This window comes from Kitasatospora sp. NPDC006697, from assembly GCF_042869935.1.
In the GTDB taxonomy this organism is placed as follows: Bacteria; Actinomycetota; Actinomycetes; order Streptomycetales; family Streptomycetaceae; genus Kitasatospora.
In genome coordinates, this window is record NZ_JBIAGU010000046.1 from 15,538 (window position 1) to 35,198 (window position 19,661).

General features: G+C 75.1%; 16 protein-coding genes. 4 read left to right on the top strand and 12 right to left on the bottom strand.

What is annotated here, in order from left to right; translation table 11 throughout:
- Positions 1–472: 472 nt before the first annotated feature.
- Positions 473–1,879: an APC family permease gene (locus ACFYNO_RS38605; protein WP_388022763.1), complete on the top strand. Its 1,407-nt coding sequence runs from the start codon at positions 473–475 to the stop codon at positions 1,877–1,879.
- 49 nt (positions 1,880–1,928) lie between these two features.
- On the opposite strand, the gene ACFYNO_RS38610 is transcribed toward ACFYNO_RS38605, so the two are convergent.
- From ACFYNO_RS38610 to eccB, 6 genes are all read right to left on the bottom strand, one after another.
- A complete protein-coding gene (locus tag ACFYNO_RS38610) occupies positions 1,929–3,128 on the bottom strand; it encodes a hypothetical protein (protein ID WP_388022765.1) in 1,200 nt (399 codons plus the stop codon).
- A 58-nt stretch (positions 3,129–3,186) separates the two neighbouring features.
- A complete protein-coding gene (locus ACFYNO_RS38615; protein ID WP_388022768.1) occupies positions 3,187–3,705 on the bottom strand; it encodes a SigE family RNA polymerase sigma factor in 519 nt (172 codons plus the stop codon).
- 92 nt (positions 3,706–3,797) lie between these two features.
- Positions 3,798–5,087: a type VII secretion-associated serine protease mycosin gene (gene mycP / locus ACFYNO_RS38620; protein WP_388022770.1), complete on the bottom strand. Its 1,290-nt coding sequence runs from the start codon at positions 5,085–5,087 to the stop codon at positions 3,798–3,800.
- A 100-nt stretch (positions 5,088–5,187) separates the two neighbouring features.
- Complete coding sequence (locus ACFYNO_RS38625; protein ID WP_388022772.1) at positions 5,188–5,487, bottom strand: WXG100 family type VII secretion target; 300 nt, start codon at positions 5,485–5,487, stop codon at positions 5,188–5,190.
- Positions 5,488–5,577: 90 nt separating this feature from the next.
- Positions 5,578–5,883, bottom strand: a complete 306-nt coding sequence (locus tag ACFYNO_RS38630; RefSeq protein ID WP_388022774.1) for a WXG100 family type VII secretion target — start codon at positions 5,881–5,883, stop codon at positions 5,578–5,580.
- A gap of 180 nt (positions 5,884–6,063) precedes the next feature.
- Positions 6,064–7,707, bottom strand: coding sequence for a type VII secretion protein EccB (gene eccB / locus ACFYNO_RS38635; protein ID WP_388022776.1), 1,644 nt, complete (start codon positions 7,705–7,707; stop codon positions 6,064–6,066).
- 168 nt (positions 7,708–7,875) lie between these two features.
- Between eccB and eccE the strand changes: the two genes are divergently transcribed.
- The 3 genes from eccE (at position 7,876) to ACFYNO_RS38650 (ending at position 12,235) form a co-directional block, all read left to right on the top strand.
- Positions 7,876–9,255 (top strand): type VII secretion protein EccE, encoded by a 1,380-nt coding sequence (gene eccE, locus ACFYNO_RS38640; protein ID WP_388022779.1) that lies wholly within the window; start codon positions 7,876–7,878, stop codon positions 9,253–9,255.
- Positions 9,255–10,019: a hypothetical protein gene (locus tag ACFYNO_RS38645; protein ID WP_388022782.1), complete on the top strand. Its 765-nt coding sequence runs from the start codon at positions 9,255–9,257 to the stop codon at positions 10,017–10,019. Before eccE ends, ACFYNO_RS38645 begins: the two co-directional genes overlap by 1 nt.
- A 140-nt stretch (positions 10,020–10,159) precedes the next feature.
- Entirely contained in the window at positions 10,160–12,235 is a 2,076-nt protein-coding gene (locus ACFYNO_RS38650; protein WP_388022784.1) for an AAA family ATPase, read from the top strand.
- Positions 12,236–12,291: 56 nt separating this feature from the next.
- On the opposite strand, the gene ACFYNO_RS38655 is transcribed toward ACFYNO_RS38650, so the two are convergent.
- The 6 genes from ACFYNO_RS38655 to ACFYNO_RS38680 form a co-directional block, all read right to left on the bottom strand.
- The gene (locus tag ACFYNO_RS38655; protein ID WP_388022787.1) at positions 12,292–13,230 is read right to left on the bottom strand and encodes a bifunctional riboflavin kinase/FAD synthetase; all 939 of its coding nucleotides are present in this window, start codon (positions 13,228–13,230) and stop codon (positions 12,292–12,294) included.
- A gap of 61 nt (positions 13,231–13,291) precedes the next feature.
- Positions 13,292–16,309, bottom strand: a complete 3,018-nt coding sequence (locus ACFYNO_RS38660; protein ID WP_388022790.1) for a serine protease — start codon at positions 16,307–16,309, stop codon at positions 13,292–13,294.
- A 311-nt stretch (positions 16,310–16,620) separates the two neighbouring features.
- Complete coding sequence (truB, locus tag ACFYNO_RS38665; protein WP_388022793.1) at positions 16,621–17,526, bottom strand: tRNA pseudouridine(55) synthase TruB; 906 nt, start codon at positions 17,524–17,526, stop codon at positions 16,621–16,623.
- Positions 17,527–17,541: 15 nt separating this feature from the next.
- Complete coding sequence (locus ACFYNO_RS38670) at positions 17,542–18,639, bottom strand: bifunctional oligoribonuclease/PAP phosphatase NrnA (protein WP_388022794.1); 1,098 nt, start codon at positions 18,637–18,639, stop codon at positions 17,542–17,544.
- A 2-nt stretch (positions 18,640–18,641) separates the two neighbouring features.
- The gene (gene rbfA / locus ACFYNO_RS38675; protein WP_388022797.1) at positions 18,642–19,097 is read right to left on the bottom strand and encodes a 30S ribosome-binding factor RbfA; all 456 of its coding nucleotides are present in this window, start codon (positions 19,095–19,097) and stop codon (positions 18,642–18,644) included.
- Positions 19,098–19,256: 159 nt separating this feature from the next.
- Entirely contained in the window at positions 19,257–19,553 is a 297-nt protein-coding gene (locus ACFYNO_RS38680; protein ID WP_388022799.1) for a DUF503 domain-containing protein, read from the bottom strand.
- Between the last annotated feature and the right edge of the window lie 108 nt (positions 19,554–19,661).

A 19,661-nucleotide genomic window follows, 5' to 3' on the forward strand; every position in this document is an offset into this window, starting at 1 on the left:
CGTACTCCGCACCCGGCCCTTCGCGTTCGCCGCGTCCACTGTCCGGAATGTTATGAAGCCAATTTCGGCCGCTGAGCTGCGGTTATCGTCGCCCTCCGGCGGGCCGTGCGGAGGGCCCGGGGGCCGGTGGAAGCGTCCTGCGCAGCAGCGAGAGTTGCCGGGCGATGCCTTTGAATCATGTGCCGCAATACCGATTCACCTTCGATTCATCACCCGTTGGCCAAAGTTAACAAGTCGGACATCTAGCGCCGTTGCGGAAGGTGATCTTCAGTTCGGATGACTATGCGGGATAGCGCAACGGATTCCGAAGGTCAACCGACATTGACGCAAGCTATACGCCACCGCACCATTGGCGACTCGGGAGCGACACCACCAGAACCCCCAAGCGATGCCTCCGGAGGCGATACCGCTCCCCACCCCAGCAACGCACAGGACCGCGCACCGCCGCGCTGAGCCGATCGGATCCCGTCCCATGACCGACACGCTTCGCCCGCCCGCCACCTCTCCCACCGTGACGGTCAGTACCGCTGATGCCCCGCGGAAGCTGAACCGCTCACTCGGCGTCGTGGGCGGAACGCTGCTCACGCTCTCCTGCGTCACGCCGGCGTCCTCGCTCTTCGTCATCGTGCCCACCCTCTTCAACTCCCTGGGCACCGCGACCGCGCTGACCATCGGGATCGGTGCGCTGCTCTGCGTGGCGGTCGCCTTCGCCTACTCCGAGCTGGGCACCCTGGTCCCGAGCGCCGGCGGCGAGTACGCGATGGTCGGCACCCTGGCGGGCCGGTTCGCCGGCTGGCTGGTCTTCATCCAGTCGCTGATCGTGGTGATGATCGTCCCCTCGGTGATCGCCATCGGCACCGCGGCCTACCTGGCGCCGATCGTGAACGTCAGCCCGGCCGTGGCCGGCGGCGCCGTGATGCTGGCCGCCACCGTGGCCGGCCTGCTCGACCTGCGGGCCAACGCCTGGATCACCGGTATCTTCCTGGTGCTCGAGGTGATCGCGGCTGGCGTGGTCTCCTTCCTCGGCTTCGCCCACCAGCAGCGCGGCCTCTCCTCCCTGTTCCACGGCGTCACCGCCGACGCCCAGGGCCACACCGGCGGCGTCGGCCTGACCGCGATCATGGCCGCGATGGGCACCGCGCTCTTCGTCACCCAGGGCTTCTCCACCGCGATCTACCTCTCCGAGGAGCTGGAGAACCCGCGCCGCAACGTGGCCCGCACCGTGCTCTGGACCCTGGGCCTGTCCTGCGTGGTCATCATGGTCCCGGTCATCGCGATCACCCTGGGCGCGCCCGACCTGGCCACCCTGACCGGCGGCGACATCTCCTCCATGGTGGCCGGCTGGTCCGACTCCGCGATGGGCACCTTCATCAGCCTCTGCATCGCGCTGGCCATCATCAACGCCGGCATCGTGATGGTGATCCAGAACTCCCGGGTGCTCTTCGCCTCCGGCCGCGACAGGGCCTGGCCGGAGCCGGTCAACAAGGCCTTCGGCACCCTGAACCGGTTCAACGCCCCCTGGGTCTCCACCCTGGCGGTCGGCCTGCCCGGTGCCGCCCTGTGCTTCGTGCCCGGCCAGCTGCTGACCAACATCACCGGTGTCGCGGTCGCCGCGCTCTACCTGCTGGTCGCCGTCGCCGCGCTGCTCTCCCGGCGCGGCGCCCACAAGGACGTCCCCGCCTGGCGCCAGCCGCTCTGGCCGGTGCTGCCGGTGATCCTGATCGTGGTGCTCGGCTACGTGCTGACCCAGCTGGACACCACCGCGCTGGTCTGGACCGGCGCGATCACCGTCGCCGCCTCGCTCTACTGGGTGTTCTACCTGCGGCCCCGCCAGGAGTCGCGCTGGGTGATCACGCTGCCGGAGGACGAGCAGATCTGAGACTGCGCCACGGCTGAGGGCCCGGACACCGCTGGGGGTGTCCGGGCCCTCAGCCGTTCAGGTGCCACCGGGGGCTGCGGGCGACGGCGGTGAGCTGGTCCAGGGAGAGGGCGAGCGCGTGCGGGGCGAGCGCCGCGGAGCCGGTGTTGCTCTCCTTCACGATGACCCCGGTGCCGTCCGTGCGCGCCAGCTCGACAACGCGCTCGCTGGTGCCGACCAGGTTGGTGCCCTCCTGGACCAGCTCCAGGTCGCCGTCCGGCAGCCGGGTCGCGGCCGCCAGCTCGGGGTCGGAGGCGACCGACAGGCTCCGCACCACGACGTCCACCGTGGTTCCGCCGTTCCCGTCGTCCACCGTCAGACTGGCCTCGCTCGGACCGGTGCCCCCCGGCTCGGCGTAGTGGGCGGTGGACGGGACCAGGCTCTTCAGCGCGGAGAGCATCTCGTTCGCGGGCATCATCCGGCGCTGCGGCGAGTCGATGTTCCCCTCGCGCCAGACCATCGCCGCCCCGACGTCCGCCCAGGACGGGTCGGTGATCATCCGGGTCAGCTCCGCGTCACTGAAAGGTGGCTGCGTCACCGGGGTCCGAGTGCCCGGTGCGTCCTGCACGCCGAAGCCGGTCAGCAGGTGCCCCGGGCCGTACCGGTAGCCCTGCCAGCTCCTGGTCGTGACGCCGTTACTGGTGACGGCGGTGGACAGCAGGGTCAGCTGGGAGCCGTCCGGATGGGTCCCGCTGGTGCAGGCGACGTAGTTCGGGGTGCCCGGTGCCGGACAGGCCAGCCGCTGCCCGGCCAGCTGCGAGTCCGCCAGCTGGAAGTAGATCGAGACGAAGAGCCGGGACCCACCGCTCTCGAGGAGCAGCTCGGCGGAGGGGTTGCCGTCGCCGGTGTCGGTGCCGGTGGAGACCGCCAGGCTGGTGCGGCTGCCCGCCGGCAGCACCGCCGTCAGCAACTGCTCCATCCGCACCGCGGACACGAAGCCCGCACCGGTGGCCGGCGCGCTCAGCACCTGGTCGCTCGCCGCCTGGCCGCTCGGCGACCCCGGCGTGCCCACCATCAGCCTGCCGACGGCGGCCGCCACCGCCACCGCCGCGACGCAGGCCAGCAGGGCCTGGCGACGGCGACGGCGACGGCGGCCGCGGGCCAGGCCGCCGGCGATCAGCGGGTGCGGGTCGGTGGCGTAGTCCTCGCCGAGGCGGCCCAGGAGCTGGACCAGCTGCTCGTCGGGCTCGTACTGCTCGTCTGCGGACACGGGTGATCACCATCTCTGTCGCTCGGTGGGCGCGGGTACGGGTGGACGGGGCCTCGGGTCAGCCGACCTGGTCGAGCAGGGAGTCGCCGAGCTGTTCGCGCAGCCGGGCCAGCGCCCGCGAGCTGCGGGTCCGGATCACCGAGGAGGAGAGCCGCAGTGCCTCCGCGGTCTCCTCGATGCTCCGGTCCTCCCAGTAGCGCAGCACCAGGATCGCCCGGTCCCGGGCGGCGAGCCGGGCCAGCGCGGCGAGCAGCGCCAGCCGCAGCTCGGGGTCGGCGGCCGGCACCGGCAGGTCCGGCAGGTTCCCGGTCGGGCGCTCGCCGGCGGAGCGGCGGCGCTGGTGCGCCAGGTACTGGCGGACCAGCACGGTGTGCGCGTAGCCGGCCGGATTGTCGATCCGGGTGCTCCAGTGCACGAACATCCGGCCCAGGGTCTCCTGCACCAGGTCCTCGGCGAGGTGCACGTCACCCCCGGTCAGCAGGCAGGCCGACCGGTAGAGCGGGCCGGTGCGGCCGGCCGCGAAGTCCAGGAAGTCGCGTTCCTTGGCCGCGCCGGCCGCTGTTCGCCCCGACCCCACATCCGCTCCCCCGCTCGGCCGCCCCGTCACTCCGATTGATGGCCTGACGGGTACCGGATGTTGCAGCGGGCTGACGGGAAATCGGCCGGGGTTCAGGCCCGGCGGCGGCGCCGCAGGTCGCGCAGCACCACGCTGCCGCCGAACAGCGCGGCCACCCCCAGCGCCCCGCCGCCCAGCACGTAGGTCGCGGTGCGGCGGTCGCGGTCGGCCTGGGTCTCGCCGAGGCCGAGCGGCTGCGGCACGATCGGCACGTCGTCCAGCCGCACGGCCGGGTCCGCCACGGCGGCGTCGGCGGCCGGGTCGGTGTCGGTGACCGCCTTGACCGGGTCCACCACGCCCCAGCCGATGTACTTGTTGGGGCCGCGCTCGGTGCGCTGGGCGGTCTGCTCGATCCGAGCCCGGATCTGCTTGGCGGTCCAGCCCGGGTGCTCCTGCCAGAGCAGCGCGGCCACCCCGGCCACGTAGGGGGCGGCGAAGCTGGTGCCGTTGTCCACGCACTGGCCCCCGCCCGGCACGGTGGAGAGCATGTCCACCCCGGGCGCGGCCACCTTGACGTAGTCGCCGTACTGCGAGAACGAGACCCGCTCGTTGTTGCGGTCGGAGGCGCCCACCGAGAGCACGGTGTCGTAGGAGGCCGGGAAGGTCGGCCCCTCCAGGCCGTCGTTGCCGGTGGCGGCGACCACCACCACGTTGTTCTGCTCGGCGCTCGCCAGCGCCGCCTTCAGCTGGTCGCTGCCGGGGAAGTCGGTGGCGCCGTTGGTGGTGCGGACGTCCTGCGAGATGTTGATGACCTTGACCTTGTGCGCCACCGCCTGGTTGATCGCCGAGGCCAGGGTGAGCACGTCGCCGTCGCCGGCCTCGTCGTTCTGGCGGATCGACAGGATCTGCGCGTCGGGGGCGAGCCCGACGAAGCCCACGCCGGCCAGCCGGCTCGCGGCGATGATCCCCGCGACCTTGGTGCCGTGGCCCACCGTGTCGGTGGAGGAGTCGCCCTTGGCCGGCTGCGGCGGGTTGACCGACTTGTCCATCAGCAGGCTCAGGCCGAGGTCGACCTTCCTGACCGGCTGGCCGTTGCCGCCGGGCGGCGGGACGTTGCCGGAGAGCTGCGGGTTGAGCATGTCGACCCCGGTGTCGATCACCGCGACCTCGACACCCGCGCCGGTGGCGTGCGCCCAGAGCTGGTCCAGCTCCACCCGCTGCAGCGCCCAGGGCTCGGCCGGCACGTTCGCGGTCGGGAACTTGCAGTTGTCCACGGCGGAACCGCCCATCGGCGTCCACTCGGTGCCGCCGCCCGCGTCAGCCGCGGCCACCCCGGCCGGACCGGCCGCCAGCAGGCCCAGCACCGCCGCGATCGCCGCCGACCGCCCCAGCTTCCGCCTCACCAACGTCTCCCTCGCCCCCGTGGACCATGCGGAAGCGGGCGCCCGCTCCGGACGCCCGCTCCCGTCGTACCGCTGCCGCGCTCCGCTCGGGAGCGGCGGATCAGCCCTGCCAGATGGCGGTGTTGCTCGCCTCGGTCTGGGTGTAGCTCTGGTGCGCGTTGTCCAGGGCCGCCGCGATCTGGTTCAGCGTGGTGTGCAGGTCGGCCGCCTTGGAGTCCCAGATGGCCTGGCGGGCCTGGTAGCCCTCCTGGGCCGCACCGGACCACGAGGAGGCGATCTGCTGGACGCCCTTGCGCAGGTCGTCGAGCTGCGACTGGATGGTGTTCGCCGTGGTGCGGACCTCGTTGCCCGCGTTCTCGATCGTGGCGAACGTGACCTTGATGTGACCGCCGTCGGACATGTCTGGCTCCTTGTCAGATTGTTTCGGGCCGAGCGGCTCCGGTCTGGGCCGCCCGCTGGTGTCGTCGGGGCGCGAGCCGGCTCAGCCGGTTCAGGCGCCCTGGACGCCGCTGATCGAGGAGCGCTGCGAGTCTTCGGTCTGCGAGTACTGCTTGGTGGTGGTGTCGATCGCCTGGCGGATCTCGTCCAGCACCTTGTTCAGCGCGGCGGCGTCGTCGTTCCACTTCGTCTGAAGCTGGTGGTAGGCCGTGGCCGCCGCACCCTGCCAGCCGCCCGCGATCTCGCCGATCAGGCCGTTGAGCTTCTGAATCTCAGCCTGGATCTGCGAGTTGACCTCGACGATCTTGGCCGAGAACGCCCGCATCTCCTCAGCGGTCGTCGTGAACTGACCAGCCATAAGCCACCGTCCCCCATGAGACAGACAAATCTCCGGGCGCCTTGTCACCCTGCCCACCCGGAGGACGCCACGGTGTGACGTCTTCGAGCACTGTAGCCGTCAGCACCGACCGGCCCAACACCGGAAGCCGTTTGGTTACCGAGTCATGACGTAGTTTCAACCCCAACCAACCAAGCGGTGTCAGGAGTTCTGCTCCTGGGTGGCCGCGTTGGTGTTCAGCGCCGGGCCCGCCGGGACCAGGTCCGACCAGGCCTTCGGCACCGGAACCGGCACGTCGTCCTTGTACCCCAGCCGGGCCTGCGCCTCGTTGACCTGCGGCTGGGCGGGCTGGGCCGGCTGGCTGGGCGCCGCGCTCGGCGAGGCCTGCCCGGACGGGGCGCCCTCGCTGCTGGCGGGCACCGAGTAGCGCAGGCCGGTCTCGGTGATCAGGTAGTTGCTGCCGGAGCCCTGGGTGGTGTTGTCCATCGCCCGGTAGAAGAGCCCGTGCCCCGCGCTGACGTGCGCGGCGTTGGTGGTCGCGATGACCGGGGCCGGGTAGTCGGTGCCGGCCCAGACCGAGCGCTGCGGCAGGGTACCGTCGAAGCCGCCCTCGAAGGTCGAGCAGACCACCGGCCGGGCCGTGCCCTGGTCGCCGGAGTTGGCCGGCAGCGCGGGCTTGAGGCGCGGCCAGGCGCCGGGCGGCAGCTGGGTGTCCTGAGCGCTCTTGGTCAGCGGCGGCGCCATGGTGGTGCTGTCGATCCGGTCGCCGAGCTGGATCAGCGCGGCCGGGGTCAGGGTCGCGAGGGAGGGCGCCTGGCCCTGCGGGTACGCGGGCTGGGTGGCCGGGTCCATCTGGATCAGCTGGGCCTGGAACGGGGTCACCTGGTAGAGCCGGTCCGGGCCGACCACGAAGTCGGCGTCGCCCTGCTCGGAGGTGAGCAGCCGGCCGACCACCCGCTGGGACGAGTCGGGCAGTTGCACGGTGGACTGCTGGCCGACCGTGCCGGGCACCTTCGGGAAGGCGATCGGCGCGCCGGGCAGCAGGGTGTCCAGCCACTCCTTGCTGACCTGCTCGGGCGCGGCCTGGTTGCCGAACAGCCCGACCTGCAGCGCCTTGACGGCGGTGTCCCCGGCCCCGCCCTTGCCGGTCTGCGCCTTCACCTGGTCGTCGGTGCCGATCTGGTGGCTCGCGCCGGTGGGGTCGACCAGGTAGCTGGTGCCCACCGCCTGGCCGTCCTGCTTCGGGCCGCGGACGAACAGCGACTGGCTGCCGCCGAGCTCGCGGTCCGGCCGGGCCAGCGTGGCGGCGTCCGCGTCGGCGGCCAGGAAGAGGCTCTGGTACGGGTGGTCCGGGTCGGAGCCCGGCCGGTCGCAGACCGACCACTTCTTCGGCTTGGCGGCCTCCGCCGCGCCCGGCAGCTTGTCCGGGGCGTACGGGATGCCGATCGTCGGGCCGTGCGCCTTGTAGTGGTCCAGCACCGAGTCGGCGACGAAGACCACCTTGGAGTCGGCCGGCAGCACCAGCTTCGCCGAGGCCATGTTGACCACCGGGTGCAGGCTCTTGGTGCCGTCCGGGTTCGGCAGCAGCACATAGCGGGTGGTCGAGTCCTTGCCGACGATCACGCTCTTGCCGTCGTCCCAGCCCACCGGGGCGCCGGGCTTGATCATGCCCCAGAGCCCGAATCCGGCCAGCGCGACCGCCCCGACCACCAGCGAGGGCACCACGGCGCGGATCGGCCGCGGCGCGTCCTCGTCGTTGCCGCCGCCCTCGGGCCGCAGGAACGCGCCCACCGTGCGCTTGCGCGCGAAGGTGTAGGCGTTCAGCTCGTCGCGCCTCGATGCCATTGCCCCGTCTCCCCTGTTCGAGCGTCCAGCCCGGCCATTCTGCCGCCCGCCGGTTCCGCCGACCGCCCAACCCTCTACGATGCGGCAGACGGTGAGTACCGTACGGGTACAGTTCGGCACCCGGCCAGCCGGGCCGTGACGGCGATTCAGATGGGGGTCACTCGGGGGATGGCGAGCAAGACCGCACCGAGGCGGCGCAGGGCACAGGACGGCCGGGCGCCGGTTCCGGCACCGGTCGCGCCCGCACCGCAGCAAGCGCCGCACACCCGGACCGGGCCGGCCCCGGTACCGCTGCGGCTGCACCCCAGGCCCGGGCAGCTCGGCCGCCGGCTGCGGCTGCAGCAACTGGTGCTGGTGGAGGTGGCCGCGGCCCTGGTCGCGGTCGGCTGGACGGTCGGCCGGATGGTCGCCGTCGGCGCCGCCGTGCCCGCGCTGGTGCTGCTGGTCTTCGCCCTGGTGCCGGTGCGCGGCCGCACCCTGGCCGAGGCGCTGCGGGTGCGCTCCGCCCAGCGGGCCCGGCGCCGCGAGGCCCCCGGCTCGGTGCCGCCCGGCACCGACCCGGCGCTGGCCCCGGCCCTGGAGCTCGATCCCGCGCTGCGCACCTGCACCCACGCCACCGAGGCCGACCTGGGCGGCGGCCGACCGGTCCGCCGGGAGACCGGCATGGTCGGCGACGGCACCTTCCTCACCTCCGTGCTGCTGGTGCAGGCCAAGGACCAGCCGCTGCGCCCGGCCCGCACCGCGCTGCCGCTGCCGCTGGACCTGGTCTGCTCGGCGCTGCGGGTGGACGACATCGCGATGGAGTCGGTGCAGGTGGTGCAGCACAGCCAGCCCGCGCCGGCCCCGCACCTGCCCGACCAGTCGCTGGCCACCCGGGCCTACCTGCAGCTGCCGGAGGGCCCGACCACCCCGGCGCTGCGGCTGACCTGGATCGCGCTCAAGCTCGACCCGGAGCGCGCGGCCACCGCCGTGCTGGCCCGCGGCGGCGGCGAGGAGGGCGCCCGCAAGGCGCTGCAGCGGGTCACCGACCAGCTGGCGGGCCGGCTGAACAGCGCCGGCTTCTCCGCCACCGTGCTGGACGAGCGGGAGCTGATCGCCGCGCTGTCGACCGCCACCTGCGCCAACCCGCTGGCCACCACCGGCCGGCAGGGCTCCGGCAGCGGCGGCCCGGTGACCCGGCGGACCCAGGAGAGCGGCCGGTTCTGGCGAGTGGACGACCGCTACCACACCACCTACTGGGTCTCCCGCTGGCCACAGCTGGCCCCGCACGGCGGACCGAGCCGGATCGCCGCCCCGGAGCTGGTCAACCTGGTCACCGGCACGCCCGCGCTGGCCAGCGTCTTCAGCCTGACCGCGCGCCCCGGCACCGGCGACTCGGTGGCGCTCAGCGGCCACGTCCGGGTGGTCGCCCGCAGCGAGCACGACGCCGCGCAGTTCGGCCGGCAGCTGGAGCAGCGCGCGCAGAGCGCCGGCCTCGGCCTGATCCGGCTGGACCAGGAGCAGGCCCCCGGCCTGCTCGCCACCCTGCCCCTGGGGGGAACCTCCTGATGGCCTACCAGACCCGTCCGGCCACCGCCCCGCAGCCGGCGCCCGAGCGCGGCCGGATCGCCCGGATCCGGGCCGGCTTCGGCCTGCGCGGCCCGCGCCGCGAGCAGCACGTGCTCTCCACCGCCGACCTGTCCGCGCTCTCCTTCCCGGTCGGCGACGACGGGGTGCTGATCGGCGTGGACCCGGACCACCGGCCGGCCGTGCTCGGCCTCTTCCGGCCCAGCTCCTACGACGTGGTGCTGGTCGGCGGGGTGTGGACGGCGCAGATCCTGGCGCTGCGGGCCGCCGCGGTCGGCGCCCGGGTGGCGGTGGAGACCGCCCGCCCGCAGTTCTGGGCTCCGCTGGCGCAGGCGGCCGGCGGCGGGCAGCCCTGCGTGACGGTGCACCAGATCGGGCGGCTCGGTGCGCAGGGCGCCTCGGTGGCCGCGCCGGTGCTGGTGGTCCGCGACCTCGGGCCGCGCCCGCCGCGCAGCCGACTGTCCGCCACCCCGTGGCAGTCCACCCTGACCCTGCTGCCCTACCTGGGGCCGAACGCCGCCCGGGTGCTGAACGCCGCCGACCTGGTCGGGGTCCAGCGGGTCTCCCCGCAGGAGGCCGAACTGGTGGGCCGGGTGATGACCTTGAGCAGGCAGGACGTGGCCGCCCTGCCGACCCTGGGCGACGACCTGACGATCTGGGCCACCCGGATCCGCCGCCAGTACATCCGCACCGAACCGGTGCAGTCCGAGCACCAGCTGCTCGGTCCGCCGCGCCGGGTGGACTGACACCGGGCCGGCCGGCGGCCTCTGGTGGCCATCTGCCCGCCCCCGGAGCTGCCGAAGCCGCACTCAACCTGGCAAGGTACAGGTTCTAGTCTTGTGCCTACGGCACCGCGAACAGCGGCGGCGAACACGAGGGAGCCAAGGTGAGCAGCGATCGGGACGGCGTCTACGTCGGCGACAACGCGGCGGAGGACGACGACGACTGGTCGGACGCGCCCGACTACACTCCCCCGTCCTGGTACACCCAGGGCGAGGCTCCGGCTGCCCAGACGGCGCCGGCCCCGCCGGAGGCCGTCGTCCCGCCCGTGCCGGAGGCGCAGCAGCAGCAGCCGGCGCAGCAGGCCCCCGTGCCGCCGGCCGTCCAGCCGCCCGCGCAGGCCCAGCCCCTCCCACCGCAGCCCGTCCAGGCCCAGCCGGTACCGACCGCCGCGGCCGTGCCGCCGCCGGCCGTCGACCACACCGCCACCCCGGCCGAGCCGATGCCCGCCGTGCCGCAGCCCGCCCAGGCCCAGCCGGGCTGGCCCGGTGCGCCGACGGGCGGGGCGGCCGCGCCCGAGCCGACCTCCTTCATGATGGCCCCGCCGCTGCAGGCCGGTCCGCCGGTCGCCCCGCAGCCCGAGCAGCCGAGCGCCTACCCGCCCGCCGCCTACCCGCCGCACCTGCAGCCGGGCGGGCCGGGCCAGCCGGTGCCGCCGCAGCAGCCGCACCCCGGCGAGCCCGGCCCGCAGGCCGTCCCGCCGCCGTGGGCCGCCCAGCAGCCGCACCAGCCCGTTCCGCCGCAGCAGGGCCAGCCGCCGGCGCCGCAGCCCGTGCAGCCCCAGCCCGTGCAGCCGCAGCCGCCGGTGGACCCGCGCCAGGCGGGCTGGCCGCAGCCCGGCCAGGGCGGCTGGCCCCAGCCGCAGGGGCAGCCGCAGCCGGCCCAGCCGGTCGGCAACGTGCAGAACGCCCCGCAGCCCTACCCCCACCCGCAGGCCGTGCCGCAGGCTCCGGCAGCGTTCCAGCAGGCCGCCCAGCAGCCGCAGGCGCAGGGCGCCCCGCTCGGCTACACCGCCGCGGTGGAGCTCAACTCCGAGCGGCTGCTGCGCAACCAGCCCAAGCAGCAGCGCCAGACGCCCCGGCTGAAGTTCGGCGGCAAGGCCGCCGCCGCCGAGCGGGAGCGCCGCCTGTCCGTCATCCGCACGCCGGTGATGAGCTGCTACCGGATCGCCGTGATCAGCCTCAAGGGCGGGGTGGGCAAGACCACGACCACCACTGCGCTCGGCGCCACCCTGGCCAGCGAGCGCCAGGACAAGGTGATCGCGATCGACGCCAACCCGGACGCGGGCACCCTGGGCCGCCGGATCAAGCGCCAGACCGGCGCGACCATCCGCGACCTGGTGACGGCCATCCCGCACCTGCGCAGCTACATGGACATCCGCCAGTTCACCTCGCAGGACCAGAACTCCGGCCTGGAGATCCTGGCCAACGACGTCGACCCGGCGGTCTCCACCACCTTCAACGACTCGGACTACCGCCAGGTGATCGAGGTGCTGGGCCGCCAGTACCCGATCATCCTGACCGACTCCGGCACCGGCCTGCTGTACAGCGCGATGCGCGGGGTGCTGGACCTGGCCGACCAGCTGATCATCGTCGCCACCCCGAGCGTGGACGGCGCCAGCAGCGCCAGCACCACCCTGGACTGGCTCTCCGCGCACGGCTACGCCGACCTGGTGCAGCGCAGCATCACGGTGGTCTCCGGGGTCCGCGAGACCAGCAAGATGATCCGGATCGAGGACATCGTGGCGCACTTCCAGACCCGCTCGCGCGGCGTCGTGGTGGTGCCGTTCGACGAGAGCCTGGCGGCCGGTGCCGAGGTCAACCTGGACATGATGCGGCCCAAGGTGCGCGAGGCCTACTTCGACCTGGCCACCCTGGTCGGCGAGGACATCGTCCGGGCCCAGCAGGCGCAGCAGGCGGCCGGCGGCTGGCAGCAGCAGGCCGGCGGCCAGCCCCCGCAGCCCCAGCAGCAGTGGGGCCAGCCCGGCCCCGGCGGCTGGGCGCCCGGTCCGCAGCAGGGCGGCTACCCGCCCCAGCAGGGGTACGGCTACCCGCCCCAGCAGCCGGGCGGCCCGCAGGCCGGCCAGCCGTGGGCCCCGGGTCCGCAGCCGCAGGAGGGCCCGCCGCCCGGCTACGGCCAGCAGCCGCCCGGCGGTTACGGCTACCCGCCCCAGCAGCAGTAGCGGAAACGCCCGAGGGCCCGTCCGGTCTCCCGGACGGGCCCTCGGCTTCCGTGCCGTCAGGCGGTCAGGTCCCGCGCCTGCTTGACGTCGTCGGCCATCCGGACGAGCAGTGCCTCGATGCTGTCGAACTTCTCCATCCCGCGCAGGTAGGCCAGGAACTCGACGGAGACGTGCAGCCCGTAGAGGTCCAGGCCGACCCGGTCGATGGCGTAGGCCTCGACGGTGCGGGCGGTGCCGTCGAAGGTCGGGTTGGTGCCGACCGAGATCGCGGCCGGCATCCGGTCGCCGTCGGCGGTCAGCCAGCCCGCGTAGACGCCGTCGGCCGGGATCGCGCTGTGCGGCACGGTGTCCACGTTGGCGGTGGGGTAGCCCAGGTCGCGGCCGCGCTGGGCGCCGCGCACCACCAGGCCCTCGACCCGGTGCGGGCGGCCCAGCACCTCGGCGGCGCCGGAGACGTCGCCCTCGGCGACCAGCCGGCGCACCAGGGTGGAGGAGAACGGCTCACCTCCGCCGGCCGCGCCGGTGACCTTCAGGTCCAGCACCTCGACCTCGAAGTCGGACTCCCGGCCGATCTCGGCCAGCAGCGCCACATTGCCCGCCGCCCGGTGCCCGAAGCGGAAGTTGGGGCCCTCGATGACCAGCCGGGCGCGCAGCGCGTCCACCAGCACCCGGTGCGCGAAGCCGGCCGGGGACTCCTTGGACAGCTCGGGGGTGAACGGCAGCACCAGCACCGCGTCCACCCCGCGGGCCGCCAGCAGTTCGGCGCGGAACGGGTGCGGGGCCAGCAGCGGCGGGTGGCTGCCGGGGCGGACCACCTCGCTCGGGTGCGGGTCGAAGGTCACCACGACGGCCTTCGCGTCCAGCTCCCGGGCCCGGTTCACCACCCGGTCGATGATCAGCTGGTGCCCGAGGTGCACCCCGTCGAAGGAACCGATGGTGACGACGCTGCGTCCCCAGTCGCCGGGAATCTCCTCCAGGCCGCGCCAGCGCTGCACCCTGACCGCTCCTCTTCCAACCGGCCCCGCCCGCGGGGCTCGAACGCACGGACTTCAACCCCTATAGCGTGCCATGGGCCCGCGGCCGCTCCGGCACCGGAACGCCCGCTGCGGCGACCGGCGCGGCGATCACCGGGCGGACGGGCAGCCGCTCGGCCTCCGCGGCGGCGTACTGCGGGTCCCTCCCCTGCTCCAGCAGCTCGCGCATCCGGGCCAGCAGCACCCCGCCGGCGGGCGGCCGGGAGTCGGGCGGCCAGTCGGCGAGCAGCCGGGCGAAGTCGGCCCAGCGGCCGGCGCAGCGCACCAGCAGGGCGTCCAGCCGGGTCGGGCCGCCGTCGCCGCGGGTCCAGGCGTCGGCGATCCGGCGCACCACGGCCCGGCCGCGCTCCGGCTCCTCCCGCCCGGCCTGCTGGGCCACCCGCTCCAGCAGCGGCTCCAGCACGGCCGGGTCGCGCTCGGTGGCGAGCAGCCGGTCCAGGAACTCCCGGCGCAGCGGGTCCCCGCGGCCGGCGGCCAAGGGCGGCTCGGCGCCGGCCGGCTGGGCGAGCACCAGGGCGAAGGCCCGGCGGACGGCGGCCGGGAGCTGGCCGCTGCCGGCGCCGAGCAGCGCGGTCAGGTCGCCGGGGTCCGCCGTACCCAGGGCCAGCCGGCGGCTCAGGTACTCGGCGACCAGCTCGGCCCTCCCCCGGCCTTCGGCCGGTGCTCCCCCCGCCGGGCCGTCCCGCAGCAGCCGCCCGGCCAGCCGGGTGGCCGGGTCGGGCAGGCCGGTGGGCGGCGGGGTGGCGGTGGCACCGCCCACCACCAGCGGCGGCGCCTCGGCGAGCACCCGCAGCACCGGCCCGGCGGCGCCGCCCGGCCGGCCCAGCCGGGCCTCGAAGGCGGCCAGTACCGGGACCGGGTGGGTGGTGAGCGCGGTGCCGAGCACCTCGGGGGTGAGGAACGGGTCGTCGGCGGCGTAGCCGGCCAGGGCGGCGGGCAGGTGGGCGGCCCGGGTCGCCGGGTCGCGCACCAGCAGGGCCAGTGCGGCGCCGTGCAGGCCGGGTTCGCCGTCCCGGGCGAGCAGGGCCAGCGCGCTGTGCCGGAGCAGCTCGCGGCCGGCCCGGCCCGCGTACGGGGCGGTGCGCAGGCCGTGCACGGCGGCGGCGACATGGCGCTCCGGGCGCGGGTCGTGGCTCCAGCGGTCCACCGCCCGGCAGAGCGCCGAGGGCTCCTCGACGGCGAGCACGGTGAGCAGCGCGTCCGCCCGGGGGTGTGCGGCGGCCACCAGGGCCTCCGTCAACTCGTCGACGGCGAGGGCGCGGTGGGCGTACAGCAGATCCTGGGCCAGGTCGGCGACGGTGCTGCCGGGGCGGGCCGGCAGGCCGCGGCCGTCGGCGAACCAGCGGCACAGGTGGGGCAGCGCGGCCGGGCCGTCGGCGCGCAGCCGGGCGGCGGCGGCCCGCAGGTGGGCCTGTTCGGGGCCGTCGGCCCGGACCAGCACGGCGAGCAGCGCCCAGCGGCGGCAGTCGGGCAGGGTGAGGGCGGCCCAGAAGGCGGGGCCGAAGCCGGTCAGCGAGCCGGTCGGGCCGTCGGTGGCGAGGCGTTCGGCCAGCTGCTCGAGGAGTTCGCGGTGGGCCAGCGGGTCGGGGCTGCCGGCCAGGCCGGCCCGGAGCAGCCGGCCCGCCCACCAGCGCTCCTCGGCGCCGGCCGCCGGGTCCGCCAGCACCTGCCAGAGCTGCCGCAGCCAGGGCTCCAGGGCGCAGGCGCCGTGCAGCTCGCCGAGCCCGCGCAGCGCGGCGGCGACGGCGCCCGCCCGGTGCCTCGGCACCGGGCGGTGCTCCGGAGCGGTGAGCAGCCTGGCCAGCGCGCCGGCCACGTCGAGGTGCTGGCCCTGCAGCCAGTCGGCGACCGGCTCGTGGGCCAGCCGGTAGCCGTCGCCGGCCGGCACCAGCAGGCCCTCGGCGAGCACCGCGCGGGCCCAGCCGCCGGCGGTCGGGAAGAGCTCGGCGAAGGCCTCCGCGCCGAGCGCACCCTGGCCGGTGCCGAGCATCCGGCGGGCCGCCTCGTGCACCCGCCCGGCCACCGCGGCGGCGAGCCGGCGCACCGTGCCGGGGGCGGGCTCGGCGACCGGCGGGGCCGGGCGGCCGCGCCGGTGCGAGGCCGGGCCGGCGGCCTCGCACGCCAGCCGCTGGGCGGTCCGCAGGCAGTGCAGGTCCAGCCAGCCGCCGGCCAGCTCGGCGAAGCCGGCCGACTCGGTGGGCAGGCCCTCCCGGTGCAGCGGCGCGGCCAGGCGCAGCCGCACCGGATCGGTGGGCTCGGCGGGTACGGGCAGGCCGTAGTGGGCGGCGGCCCGGGCCAGCGCGGGGCCCTGCAGCGGGCCGAGGCGGTGCGGCCGGACGCGCTCCAGGCCGGGGTGCGGCTCCCAGCTCTCCGGGCGGCAGGCGACCAGCAGGCGCAGCCCCAGCCGCTCGGCCTGCTCCAGCGCGCCGGTCCACCACTCCTGGTCCAGCGCGGCGGGCGCCTCCTCCGGGCCGTCCAGCAGCACCAGCAGCGGCTGCCCGGCCGCCGCGCACCGGGCGGCCACGGCCGCGGCGGGCGTGGCGGGGCCGAGCGCGCGCTCGATGGCGGGCAGCGGGCCGCGGTCGCCCGCCCGCAGGTCGGCGCCGCGCAGCCACAGCGTGGGCAGCACCCGGCTGCCGCCGGCCCGCCGCACCGCGAGCGCGGCCAGCTCGGTGGTCCGCCCGCTGCCCGGCTCGCCGACCAGCACGGTGAGCGCGCTCCCGGGCTCCTCCCCGGCCAGCCCGTCGGCCCGCTCCACCCGGTCGGCGGCGAGCTCGGCGATCCGCCCAGGACCGGCGGCGGCGGTGGCGAGCTGACGGCACATCAGGGTGAGCAGGTGGTCGTAGTCGAGCTCGGTCCTGCCGGCCGGGAAGGGGGCGGGACCTCGCCGGGGCGGCCGGTCCTCGGCGGGCGCGGCACCGTCGTCGCCCGCCGGGGCACCGGGCCCGGGCAGGGTGTCCTCGCCGTCGGGCCGGCAGCCCTCTCCGATCGGCCGGCCCGTCCGGTCCCACAGCCGCATCGGCTGCTGGCCATCCGTCATCGCGCTGCCCTCCCCGGCGGCCCGCCGCCGTGACGGCGCTCACCGCGGGGAGCCTGCCCGGCAGGCCGCTCGGCCGACCCCGGCCGCCCCCTTCACCACACCCGTTCACTGCGCGCGCTCGCCCGTCCGGGTGAAGTGGCACCGGTGGACGCCGACTCACCCGTGCGGGTGGGCCGAGGGCCGGGCGGAGCCGCACGGACACCGTGCCGGAGCGCCTCGCTCGCACGCGGAGCACCCGCCGGCTTCAGCGCCGCCCGCCCACCGCCCCGAAAGCAACCCTCACGAGCGACACCGCACGCCCCCGCGGCCCCTCACCCCACGAACACCGCCACCGGCCGCGCCTGCCCCGACTTCTCCTCCACCAGCGCCAGGAACGTCCCGTCCGGCGCGAACGCCGCGATCGGCCCCGCGACCCCGAGCCCGGGCGCCGCCAGCCGCGCGCCGGTCGCCAGGCGGCGGGCGTCCCCCTCGTCCAGGTCCCAGCGCGGGAACGCCGCATCGGCGGCGGCCGCGATCGGCAGCACCTCGAACGCCTCCTCCAGCTGCTCCAGGGTGCGCGCCCCGTCGACCCGGTACGGCCCGACGGCCGTGCGCCGCAGCGCCGTCAGGTGCCCGCCCACGCCGAGGGCCGCGCCCAGGTCCCGGGCCAGCGCCCGGATGTAGGTGCCCGAGGAGCACTCCACCGTGACGTCCAGGTCGAGCACCGGCGTGCCGTCCTCCGCCACCGCCTCCCGCACCCCGTGCACGGTGAACGAGTGCACCGTGGTCGGCCGGGCCGGCAGCTCGAACTCCTCGCCCTCCCGGACCCGGTGGTAGGACCGCTTGCCGTCCACCTTGATCGCGCTGACCTTGGACGGGACCTGGAGGATGTCCCCGGTGAGCTTGCCGATCTCGGCGTCGACCGCCGCCCGGTCCAGGCCCGCGGCCGGCACCGAGGCGGTGACCTCGCCCTCCCGGTCGTCGGTGATGGTGGTCTGCCCGAGCCGGATCGTCGCCTCGTAGGTCTTGTCGGTCAGCATCAGGTGCCCGAGCAGCCGGGTGGCCCGCTCGATGCCGATCACCAGCACCCCGGTGGCCATCGGGTCCAGGGTGCCGGCGTGGCCGACCTTCCTGGTCCCGGCCAGCCGGCGCAGCCGGGCGACCACGCCGTGCGAGGTGATGCCTTCGGGCTTGTCCACGATGACCAGCCCGTCGGGGCCGGTGCCTTTGCGCTTCATCAGATCTTTCTGTCGTCAGTGGTCGAGCGCGGCCCGGAAGCGCGCCAGCACCGCCGGCACGCCCTCCCGCACCGCGAAGCCGGCCGCGAAGGCGTGCCCGCCGCCGCCGAACACGGCACAGGCGGCGGCCACGTCCACCGCGCCCTTGGAGCGGCAGGAGCCGCGCAGCGTGCCGTCCGGGTCCTGCTTCAGCACCAGCGCCACCTCGGCCTCGGCCGGCTTGCGCAGGATGTCGATCAGGCCCTCCAGCTCCTCCACCGGCACGCCGTAGAGCAGCAGGTCCTGGTAGGGCACCCAGGTCCACACCAGCCCGCGGCCGCCTGCCGCGCCGGGCTCGTAGGCGGCCCGGTCCAGCGCGGCGGCCAGCACCTTCAGGTAGCCGAAGGAGGCGGTGTCCCAGAGCTGGCGGGAGATCAGGTCGTGCCGGATGCCGGTGGCCAGCAGCCGCCCGGCCAGCTCGTGGGTGGCGGGGGTGGTGGCCGCGTACTTGAAGGAGCCGGTGTCGGTGGCGATCCCGGCGTAGAGGCAGGTGGCCAGCTCGCGGTCGAGCGGCACCCGCAGCCGCCGCAGCAGCTCGTCCACCAGCACGGCGGTGGCCGGCGCGGTCGGGTCGATGATCCGGTGGGTGCCGAAGCCGGGGTTGGAGGCGTGGTGGTCCAGCACCACCAGGGCGCCGGCGGCGAAGGCCTTGTCCCGCAGCAGGCCGAGCCGGCCCTCGGAGGCGGTGTCGAAGCAGAGCACCAGCTCGGGCCGGTCGGGCACGGCGGCGGCCGGCACGATCAGCTCCTGCCCGGGCAGGAAGGAGAGCGACTCGGGGATCACCTGCGGGTCGTCGCCGAACGAGACCCGCACCCCGTGGCCGAGCGAGCGCAGCGCCAGGCCGGCCGCCAGCGCGGAGCCGAGCGCGTCGCCGTCGGGGGTGATGTGGCAGACCAGGTCGATGGTCAGCGCCTGGCCGATCACGGCGAGGATCCGCTGCCACTCCAGCTCGAAACCGTCGGGCCCGCCCGAGTCGATCCCGCCCTCGCGCTGGCCCGGAAGCACCGCGAGGGCGTCCGCCACCTCGGTGGCGGACGCCCTCGTCGAACCGGCCGCCGCCGGATCGAGCGCCATGGCTACTCGTCCTCGTCCGCGTCGTCGTCCTCGCGCTCGGCGGCCGGCACCTTGTAGGGGTCGGCGTCGCCCGCGTACTGCGCCCCGGAGGCCGCGGTGCGCACCGCGGCGTCCGACAGGCGCACCCGCTCGAGCAGGTCGTCGATGTTCTTGGCGTTGTCCGGGAGCGCGTCCGCCACGAAGGTCAGCGACGGGGTGAAGCGCACCCCGGTCTGCTTGCCGACCTCGGAACGGAGCACGCCCTTGGCGCTCTCCAGCGCGGCCGCGGTGGCCTCCCGCTCGGTCTCGTCGCCGAAGACCGTGTAGAAGACCGTGGCCTCCCGCAGGTCGCCGGTGACGCGGGTGTCGGTGATGGTCACGAAGCCCAGCCGCGGATCCTTGATCCGCCGCTCCAGGGTCTCGGCGACGACCACCTGGATGCGGTCGGCGAGCTTGCGCGCCCTTGCGGTGTCGGTCACATTGCCTCCTCGTGCTGTGGGCACGGTACTGCGGCCGACTGACATCGACTCGCGGTCCTCGGGGCCCACGCCCCAAAGTACCGGCCCGCGCCCAGCCTTGTGGGCGCTCTAGGTCCTCGTCGGTGTGACGGTGGCGACGTTCCACCACCGTGCCCGACCTCATTCATCCTCGTCGCCGTAGTAGCGCCTCCTCGCGGAGAGCAACTGCACCTCGGGGCGGCCGGCGACCAGCCGCTCGCAGCTGTCCAGCACCCCGGTGACGAACCGGTGCTCGCCGGAGACCACCGCCAGGCCGATCTCGGCCCGGCGGTGCAGCTCCTGGTTCCCGACTTCGGCAGCGCACACGCCGTACTTGCGCTGCAGTTCGGCCACGATGGGCCGCACGATCGAACGCTTCTCCTTGAGCGAATGGACATCGCCCAGCAGCAGGTCGAAGGTGAGTGTTCCCACGAACATGTGTGACAGGTCTGGCCGACCTGAGGGCCTCGAAGTTCCCCCTGATCCGGGCCCGTGGGCCGGGCGGGGGCCGCTGTCCAGGACCCTACACAGCGAGACCGGGGCCGG